Here is an 8,999-nt window from a genome sequence, read left to right as displayed (position 1 = left end):
TCCACTCTAGCACGTTGCCGGCCCTGGTGTCGGGGAACGCCTTGACATTTCCCGCAGGGAGGCTACGATGCGGGCGCGCTGGTGGGTTTTCGGCTGAGCTGCTGGGTCGATCCTGCCGGGATCGGCCTGCCGCTCGGAGAAAAGGGGAAGCATTTCGATGAGAGATCCTCAGGAGTTGCTCGGTGCGACCCGGTGGCGGCTGGCAGGGCCGTACCGCGGCGGCCGGGTGGTGGCGGTGGCTGCCGACCCTGTGGACCCACTGACCTTCTACTTCGGCGCCTGCGCCGGGGGCGTGTGGAAGTCGACGGACGCGGGCGCGACCTGGCGCAACATCTCCGACGGCTTCTTCAAGACCGCTTCGGTCGGCGCGATCGCCGTCAGCGAGGCAGACCCGAACGTGATCTACGTCGGGATGGGCGAGTCGTGCATCCGCGGCAACGTCTCCCACGGCGACGGTGTCTACCGGTCCGACGACGCGGGTGCCACCTGGCGGCACCTGGGCCTGGCCGAGACCCGACACATCGCGCGGGTGCGGATCCACCCGAAGAACCCGGATCTGGTCTACGTGGCCGCCTTCGGTCACGCCTTCGGTCCGAACGAGGAGCGCGGCGTCTTCCGCTCCAAGGACGGTGGGCAGACCTGGGAGAAGGTGCTCTACCGGGACGAGAACACCGGTGCCTGCGACCTCTCGATGGACCCGAACAACCCGCGCGTGCTCTACGCGGCCATGTGGGAGGCCCGGCGCTCGCCCTGGTCGCTGGTCAGCGGCGGCGAGGGGAGCGGCATCTTCAAGACGACCGATGGGGGTGACACCTGGGTCGAGTTGACCAACAACCCCGGCCTACCCCAGGGGCTCAAGGGGCGCATCGGCGTGGCCGTCTCGCCCGCCAAGCCCGACCGGGTCTGGGCGCTGATCGAGGCCAAGGATGGCGGCCTGTTCCGCTCCGACGACGGCGGTGCGACCTGGACGCGGCTGAGCGACAACCCGGAGCTGCGCCAGCGGCCCTGGTACTACATGCACATCTTCGCCGACCCGGTCAACCCGGACGTCCTCTACGTGCTGAACCTGCGCTTCTGGAAGTCGATCGACGGCGGCGCCACCTACATCGGTATCCCGACCCCGCACGGCGACCACCACGACCTGTGGATCGACCCGAAGAACCCGAAGCGCATGATCCACGGCAACGACGGCGGCGCCTGCGTCTCGCTCGACGGCGGGGTTACCTGGTCCAGCATCTACAACCAGCCGACCGCGCAGTTCTACCACGTCACCACCGACACCCAGTTCCCGTATCGCATCTACGGCGCGCAGCAGGACAACACCACGCTGTCGATCCCGAGCTACTCCGACCGCGGCGTCATCACCGCCGACGACACCTACCCGGTGGGCGGCGGGGAGTCGGGCTACATCGCCGTGCGGCCGGACGATCCGAACATCGTCTACGCGGGGAGCTACGCCTCCCGCATGACCCGCTACGACCACCGCAGCCGGCAGGAGGTGGACATCACCGTCTGGCCGGACGACCCGATCGGCTACGGCGCCGAGTCGATGAAGTACCGCGTCCAGTGGACCTTCCCGATCCACCTCTCACCGCATGACCCCAACGTGCTCTACGTCGGCGCCAACCACCTGCTGCGCTCGACCGACGGCGGGCAGAGCTTCGAGGAGATCAGCCCGGATCTGACCCGCGGCGAGCCGGAGACGCTCAAGCCCTCCGGCGGGCCGATCACCAAGGACAACGTCAGCACCGAGTTCTACGGCACGATCTTCGCCTTCGCCGAGTCCCCGGTGCAGCAGGGCGTGCTCTGGACCGGCTCCGACGACGGGCTGATCCACGTCTCACGTGACAACGGCAAGACGTGGGAGAACGTCACGCCCGACCTGCCGGAGTGGGCGCTGATCTCGATCATCGAGGCCTCACCGCACGACGCGGCCACGGCCTACGTCGCCGCGACGCGCTACAAGCTGGACGACTTCCGCCCCTACCTGCTCAAGACCAACGACTACGGGAAGACCTGGCAGCCGATCACCAACGGCATCCCGGAGGATGACTTCACCCGCGTGATCCGCGAGGACCCGGTGCGCCGCGGGCTGCTGTACTGCGGCACCGAGACCGGCCTCTACGTCTCGTTCGACGATGGGGCCAACTGGCACCGGGTGACCGGCAACCTGCCGGTGGTGCCGATCCACGACCTGGTCATCCACGATACCGACCTAATCCTGGCGACGCACGGGCGCTCCTTCTGGGTGCTCGACGACCTGTCGGCCCTGCGCGCCTGGCCGGACATCGACCCGGACGCGCCCGGCACGCTCTTCCCGGTCCGGCCGGCCTACCGGCTCATGCCGCCGCGCCGCTGGCCCGAGTCCAAGACCGCCGGCTACAAGTCCTACATCACCGCCGGCGGGAACCAGGTGCTCGGCGAGATCGTGCCCGACGGTGAGGGCGGCACCCGCATCGAGCTGCGAAGCGCCGGGGAGAACCCGCCGGTCGGCGTGCTGGTGCAGTACCGGATCGGGGTCGAGAATCCCAAGTCGGTGGCCCTGAGCTTCTACACGGCAGACGGCAAGCTCATCAAGCGCATCGCCAGCGACGATGAGAAGGCCAAGGGACCGAAGCCGAAGGCCAAGCCCGGCGTCCACCGCTTCGTCTGGGATATGCGCTACCCGGACGGCGTGGACCTGGAGGGCGTGCGGCTGGCTGCCTACTGGGGCGGCGGCGTGATCGGTCCCAAGGCGGTGCCGGGTACCTATGAGGTGCGGCTGGAGATCGACGGGCAGGAGGTCGGATCTCAGCAGTTCGAGATCCGCAAGGATCCGCGCATCTCCGCCACGCAGGAGGACTTACAGGCGCAGTTCGACCTGCTGATGGCGATCCAGGCCAAGCTGAGCAGCGTGCACGAGACGGTGCTGCGCAGCCAGCGGCTGCGCGAGCAGATCGCGGCCTGGCAGGAGCGGCTGCGGGCGTCCGGCCAGGAGGCGCTGGCCGAGGAGGCCGGCAAGGTCGTCGAGAAGCTGGCCGAGGCGGAGAACTACCTGGTGGAGTGGCGCCATAAGGGCGGCGCGGACGCCTTCAACTACCCGCCGAAGGTGAACAGCAAGCTGGCGTCGCTCCAGGGGACCGTCTCCTACGCCGACGCCCGCCCGACGGAGCAGGCCTACGGCGTCTTCGAGTACCTGAGCGGCTGGGCCGACGAGGGCATCGCCCGGCTCAACGCGCTGATCGAGTCCGAGATCGGCGCGCTCAACGCCAAGATCGCCGAATCGGGTATTCCGCCGCTGGGCTAGCCCGGCCCACCGGCCAATCCCGCAGACTCACCGTCCGGGGGGGGCCCCCCCCCCGGCCCCCCCGGACCCGCTTCTCCATAACATCCCGATCGGAGCCGCCCCGCGGCAGGGGGAAGGATCCCTTCCTCCCGTGTCCCTCCCGGACGGAATCCGCCAGCAGCGGGGTCGGGGTGTCGTCCGTCCAGCCCCACCTCGGCCACGGAAGCGCTGCCACCGCGCCGGGGGAAGCGGCGCTGGGGCTAGATGCCCAGCGCCGTCGCGATGAAACCGAAGATAACGATCACGCCGGTGGTAGCGCCGATGATGGCGCGCGTGTTGGCCGTGAATGGCAGGTAATAGATCAGGAGGGGAATCGCGATCCAATCGATCCACGGGATCGGGAGGAGAACGATGATAAGCCAGAGCCACCAGTGCTGATACCACTCGCGCTGCCTTGGCGGCGCGGCTGCTGGCGTATCGGAGACGTCGGTGGGCTTGACCTCGATGCGCTCGACCTCGACGCTCTCAGCGTCGGTCGAATTAGATTGGAGTTCGCGGATCGTGACGACCGGCTCGGCGGCAGCCGCGGTTGCCCGGCTGGGCTGGGCCGCGCGTACGCCGCTCGTAGCCGGCGCCACCGCGGGCGGAGCTGCCGGACGGGCCGGTACCCGCACCGTTGATGCTGGCCGCGCGGTCGCCGCGCCCGCCATTGACAGCACCACATGGCGGCAGGCCTGGGCGTCGTCGAGCGCGCGGTGGGTGGGGGGCATCGGCGCGCCGGTCTCGATCGCCGCCTTTTCCAGCTTGTGCCAACGATAGTTTCCATAGCGCGCGTTCCACTCGCCGCGATACGCCGCGTAGTTCAGCATGGCGCACTGCCAGTCGGCGCGGGGCACGCTGATGCCGTAGCGCCGGCAGGTCTGCGAGATCAACCTCCGGTCGTAGGCGGCGTTGTAAATGATGAGTGTGGGGTAATCCTGGATGATGCGCGCCAGCTCCTGGTAGATCTCCGGCCACTCTGGCGCGTTCATGACCATCTTGTTGGTGATCCCGTGGACCCGGGTCGCCGCGGCGGGGATGGGGTTCCGTGGCTGGACGAGGGAGTTGAGCAGGACGCGCCCGGCTTGATCCACGACGGCGATATCGACGATCTCGGCGTCCGGCCCCAGGCCGGTAGTCTCCGTGTCGAGGTAGACCACATCGTCTCGCCCGACGATGTCGATGGCCCAGCGCACTGCTGCCTGCCGCGCCGATCCCCTCGCCGACATCGACCCTTTCCCTCCCTGTCCACTGCGCCGCACCGGCGCCTCGGTCCACCCCGGCGTGCACTGCCCCCGACCCAGCGGGGCGTGCCCTGTCATCATTCGATTGTTCGCTGAAGGGAATGTACGGCGCAGAGAGCTTACCGTCAATCCCTCACAACTGACAAAGATGCTACCCGGCCTTCCCCGGCGTGGGGATCACGCCAGAAGCGCTGGGCCATCGTGCCCATCAGGAGATTGACGACATCCACCGGCATACCGGCCGCTCCGTCTCCTGCCCGCTCTATTGGCTCGTGCGGCTGCGATCGTCTCCGCGATGGGTGGTGGAAGGATCCTCGTGCGGTGGCCTGTGCCCGGGGTAATGGAGTTTGACGAATTCCATGGGTGTCCGCTGGTCAGCGCGTGCCCGGGGCTCAAGCCGCCGGGCCCGTGCCACAGCGTGGGTTCCTCTCATCACCCATCCCCGGGCACGGGCCGACCACCGGACACCCAGCTAAGGCGTGGCGCTCGGGCGGTGCGCGAGCGCGGATGTCCTGCGCACGGCACCCCACGGCGTCAGCCCATGAGTCCCGCCGCGGCGCCTACCGTGTGATCGTACAGCTCATGAGGGGCGCGGCCGGCTCGCGGCTAGATGTATTTCCACGCCGTGCAATCGGGCGAGCCCCAGTCATCTTCACACAGACGGAAGGAGGTTACCTTCTTCACCTTCAAGCAGCTGTATCCGCTCCGCGATCCGTTGCCGTCCCAGACGAAGCCGTGGATGGACCCGGGTCCCCGGTACTCGACGTAGACTCCGTGGCCATCCTCTTCGCCGTCGTTTGCGCAGACCACGGTGTGGTCATAATTGACATACGCCCAGTTGCGGCCATATTCCCACCAGTCATCGAGGTAGATCTCGTGGGGAGACGCGGACGCCGGTGCCGCGGTGATGATGAGCCCAAGCACTGCCACGGTCAGGACGCGGACACCTTTACGCAGACGTGGGAGTACCATCAAGTTCACCCCTCTAGTGGATATTCTCACGCACAGCCATACTCTCGTGACTTCGCACGATGTGTGAACCGCGCGTACCGCTGTCGATTTGCAGGAAGGCATGGTGTCTCCACCGGCCGGCACAGCCGAGTGGAAGCGGCAGGGCACCTCAGGGCCGCGTGCTTGGAGACCGCCGCGCACCAACCACCGGCGTGTGCCCGACAAATTCGTCGGGCGCCGACGCGACGCTCGCGGTCTGCCGACGCCAGGCGGACGCCGTAGGGCGTGCGCGGCGTGGCGCTAGGGTGCTGCGCGAGCGCGGATGTCCTGTGCACGGCACCCCACGGCGTCAGCCCATGAGTCCCGCCGGCTCGCCTACCGCGTGATCGCACTGTTGGTGATGGGCGTGGCGCTGCGGCCAGCCTCTCCCGCCGACCCGGCCTACGGCTGGGCCAGCATGGGCGCGATGAGGATCGCCAGTGCGGCCGGCTTGCGACTAGACGTATACCCAGTTCGTGCAATCATTCGTGCCCCAGTCGTCTTCACACAAACGGAAGGAGGTTAAGCCGAATACCTTGGCGCTGCCGTATCCGGCCTGCGATCCGTTGCCGTCCCAGACGAACCCGTGGGTCCCATTGCGTCCCCGATACTCGACGTAGACTCCGTCGCCGTCCCGTTCGTGGTCGCCTACATAGATCGTGGAGCGGTCATAACTGAACCACGCGACGTTGACGCCATCCTGCCACCAGTCATCGAGATAGACCTTGGGGGACTGGGTCGACGCTGTCTCTGGGAACGCGATGATGATGAGCCCAAGGACCACCACGGTCAGGATGCGGAAACGTCTACCCAGACGTGGGGAAACCATCAAGACCACCCCTCTAGTGGACATTCTCACGCACAGCCATAGCGCCGTGGCCAGGGTAAAACGCTCACAGGGAGATCGTGTATAGCAAGATTTGGCTAGTTCAAGGCTAATGGGTACTATCTCGCGTGGCGTCACGCGATGCGTGAACGGGGCATACTGCGGTCGATTCGCGGGGAGAGGCGATGGCGTGGCACGATACCGTGCCCACGGTCGCGCCGCAGGCCCGCCGCGGGTCCGGTCACAGCGGCAGCCGCTTGAACACCCGCTCCGGCACCGCCTTGATGACCAGCATGACGAACTGCCAATACCAGGGCGTGTAGACCGTCTCTTTGCCCTTCTGCATGGCTTCGTAGATATCGCGACCGACGCGCTGGGGCGACGCGAAGAGCGGGCTCTTTCGCATGTGGGCCGTCATCGGGGTGTCGACCATGCCGGGCTTGACCGTCACGACCTTGACACCTGACTTACTGAGCCGTGCCCGCAGCCCCTGGAGGAAGATGCTGAGGGCGCCTTTGGCGGCGCCGTAGACGTAGTTCGAGCGGCGGCCGCGGTCGCCCGCGACGGAGCTGATGACCGCCAGCGTGCCGTGGCGCTGCCGCTCCAGGTCGTTGGCCAGCAGCGTCAGCAGGGCGATGGTGCTGGTGGCGTTGGTGTGCCACTCACGCAGCGTGGTCTCGACCGACGCCTCGCTCTTCTTCTGGTCCCCCAGCGTCCCGTAGGCGATTAGAACGGCGTCGATCCGCCCGAGGGCCTGCTTGGCGGCGTCCAGCATGGCGGCGTGACCGTCGATATTTGTCAGGTCGAGCGCGTAGGTATCGACCTGCGTCGCGCCGCGCACGCGCAGGTCGTCGCGCATGGCCTCCAATCGCTCCGGCGAGCGGGCAACGAGGAAGAGGCGCGCGCCGTCGGCGGCGTAGCAGCGGGCCGTCTCGGTCGCGATCGCCGAGGTGGCCCCGATGATCAGCACGGCAGGCGTGGTCGCGTGCATCGCGGTCGTCATCGGCTCTGTCCGTCCTCGCTCGTGACGCGCCTCCAGAAGCTGGAGGAGAACTTCGGATCGACATAGCGGGCGAACTCTTCCCAGCGGGGGAAGCTCGCCCGGAAGCTCTCGGCGCTCATGCGGGCGTCCTTGGCCGGGTAGAGAGCGCCGGCGCTCTCGCGCACCACGGCGTCGAGGTCGTCAAGCAGGCGCAGCGTCTCCGGCCCCTGGAGCGGGAAGTCGAGCGCCAGCGTGATCCCCGGTCGGGGGAAGGAGAGCATCCCCGGCGAGGGCACGTCGCCGAAGGTCTTGAACACCGTCAGGAACGAGCCCTGGCCGGAGCGGCGGATGCGGTCGAGGATCTCCTTGATCGCCGCGTTATCGCCGTCGAACGGCACGACGCACTGGTACTGCAGGAAGCCACGACGGCCGTACATGCGGTTCCAGGTGTGGATCGTGTCCAGCGGGTAGAAGAACGGCTCGTAGGGGATCACCTTGCGCACGCACCGCGCCCGCTGCCGGTGGTAGTAGACCGTGTTGAAGGCGCGGACAGTCCAGGTGTTGAGCAGCTTGCTCGGCAGGTCGACCGGCACCGCCAGGCGCAGCTTCGGCTCCGGCAGTCGGTTGGGCCGCACCGGCGACGGGTCGTGGTTGCCGCGCATGAAGTGCCCGCGCACGTAACGTCCCCCGCCGACGAAACAGTCGATCCAGGAGACGATGTACTCGTAGCGGTCGGCCGACTCGGCCGAGAGCGCCAGGAACTCGTCAAGCGACTCGAAGCGGATCTGCTCCTCGGCGATGAAGGCGTTGGTGATCGGCTTGAGCCGGATCTCTGCCCAGATGATGAGCCCGGTCAGCCCCAGCCCGCCGATCGTGGCCCGGAAGAGGTCGGCGTTCTCCTCGGGCGAGCAGATCAGCCGCTCGCCGCTGGAGCGGACCAGCTCGAAGCGCAGCACATGGCGGCCGAAGGTCCCAGCAACGTGGTGGTTCTTGCCGTGGATGTCGTTGGCGATGGCGCCGCCGACCGAGACGAACTTGGTGCCCGGCGTCACCGGCAGAAACCAGCCGCGCGGGACGAAGGCCGCGAGGATCTGGTCGAGCCGGACCCCGGCCTCGCAGCGGAGGACGCCGGTCTCCTCGTCGAAGTGGATGAAGCGGTTGAGGCCGGAGACGTCGAGGAGGGTGCCGCCCTCGTTCAGGCAGCTATCGCCGTAGCTGCGGCCGTAGCCGTAGGGGAGTAGGCTGCCCGGGAGCGCCGCGAGGTCGGGGATCTCGTTGCGCCAGGAGATCGGCACCACGGCACGGTGCCGGACGCGCGGGTAGCGACCCCAGGAGCCATATTCGCGTACCGACGGATCGAGCACGAGCACCTCTCCGGCTCACACGCTGCCAGCCGTGCAGGCACAACGGCCGGTGCATCACCGCCCAACAGGATACACCACGGCTGCCGGCGTGTCGGAAGGCCGCAGCACCACGCACCGTTGCGCGAATGCCGGCGTTGTGGAGTAACGGGGGTTGACGAAATACCGTCGTATACCAGAGCCATCACCGTTGCCCGGGCACTGTCATCCTGAGCGGAGCCGTGCGCGGCGCGCGCCGCGGGCGGCGGGCGCGGGGCTGGGGGGGGCGGGCGGGGGGTTTTAAAAAAAAACG

Annotated in this window: 6 protein-coding genes; 1 reads left to right on the top strand and 5 read right to left on the bottom strand. The window is 67.7% G+C overall.

Features of this window, described 5'->3' with window-relative positions; genetic code table 11:
- The first annotated feature begins 157 nt into the window (after window positions 1-157).
- Window positions 158-3,286 (top strand): glycosyl hydrolase, encoded by a 3,129-nt coding sequence (locus tag IRZ30_RS13100; protein ID WP_294085790.1) that lies wholly within the window; start codon window positions 158-160, stop codon window positions 3,284-3,286.
- Between the two features lie 239 nt (window positions 3,287-3,525).
- On the opposite strand, the gene IRZ30_RS13095 is transcribed toward IRZ30_RS13100, so the two are convergent.
- From IRZ30_RS13095 to IRZ30_RS13075, 5 genes are all read right to left on the bottom strand, one after another.
- Window positions 3,526-4,533: a 3'-5' exonuclease gene (locus IRZ30_RS13095; RefSeq protein ID WP_294085788.1), complete on the bottom strand. Its 1,008-nt coding sequence runs from the start codon at window positions 4,531-4,533 to the stop codon at window positions 3,526-3,528.
- 621 nt (window positions 4,534-5,154) lie between these two features.
- A complete protein-coding gene (locus tag IRZ30_RS13090) occupies window positions 5,155-5,520 on the bottom strand; it encodes a hypothetical protein (protein ID WP_294085787.1) in 366 nt (121 codons plus the stop codon).
- A gap of 475 nt (window positions 5,521-5,995) precedes the next feature.
- Window positions 5,996-6,367 (bottom strand): hypothetical protein, encoded by a 372-nt coding sequence (locus tag IRZ30_RS13085; protein WP_294085785.1) that lies wholly within the window; start codon window positions 6,365-6,367, stop codon window positions 5,996-5,998.
- 238 nt (window positions 6,368-6,605) lie between these two features.
- Window positions 6,606-7,367: an SDR family oxidoreductase gene (locus IRZ30_RS13080; protein ID WP_294085783.1), complete on the bottom strand. Its 762-nt coding sequence runs from the start codon at window positions 7,365-7,367 to the stop codon at window positions 6,606-6,608.
- The gene (locus IRZ30_RS13075) at window positions 7,364-8,710 is read right to left on the bottom strand and encodes an FAD-binding oxidoreductase (RefSeq protein ID WP_294085781.1); all 1,347 of its coding nucleotides are present in this window, start codon (window positions 8,708-8,710) and stop codon (window positions 7,364-7,366) included. Before IRZ30_RS13075 ends, IRZ30_RS13080 begins: the two co-directional genes overlap by 4 nt.
- Window positions 8,711-8,999 lie beyond the last annotated feature (289 nt).

The organism is Sphaerobacter sp., from assembly GCF_019683595.1.
GTDB lineage: Bacteria > Chloroflexota > Chloroflexia > Thermomicrobiales > Thermomicrobiaceae > Sphaerobacter.
The sequence above is the reverse complement of the archived record's forward strand: the minus strand, read 5'-3'. Positions and strand labels throughout refer to the sequence as shown.

Coding starts and splice junctions, on each gene's coding strand:
- IRZ30_RS13100 (WP_294085790.1), top strand. CDS start 158: ATGAGAGATCCTCAGGAGTTGCTCGGTGCGACCCGGTGGCGGCTGGCA.
- IRZ30_RS13095 (WP_294085788.1), bottom strand. CDS start 4,533: ATGTCGGCGAGGGGATCGGCGCGGCAGGCAGCAGTGCGCTGGGCCATC.
- IRZ30_RS13090 (WP_294085787.1), bottom strand. CDS start 5,520: ATGGTACTCCCACGTCTGCGTAAAGGTGTCCGCGTCCTGACCGTGGCA.
- IRZ30_RS13085 (WP_294085785.1), bottom strand. CDS start 6,367: ATGGTTTCCCCACGTCTGGGTAGACGTTTCCGCATCCTGACCGTGGTG.
- IRZ30_RS13080 (WP_294085783.1), bottom strand. CDS start 7,367: ATGACGACCGCGATGCACGCGACCACGCCTGCCGTGCTGATCATCGGG.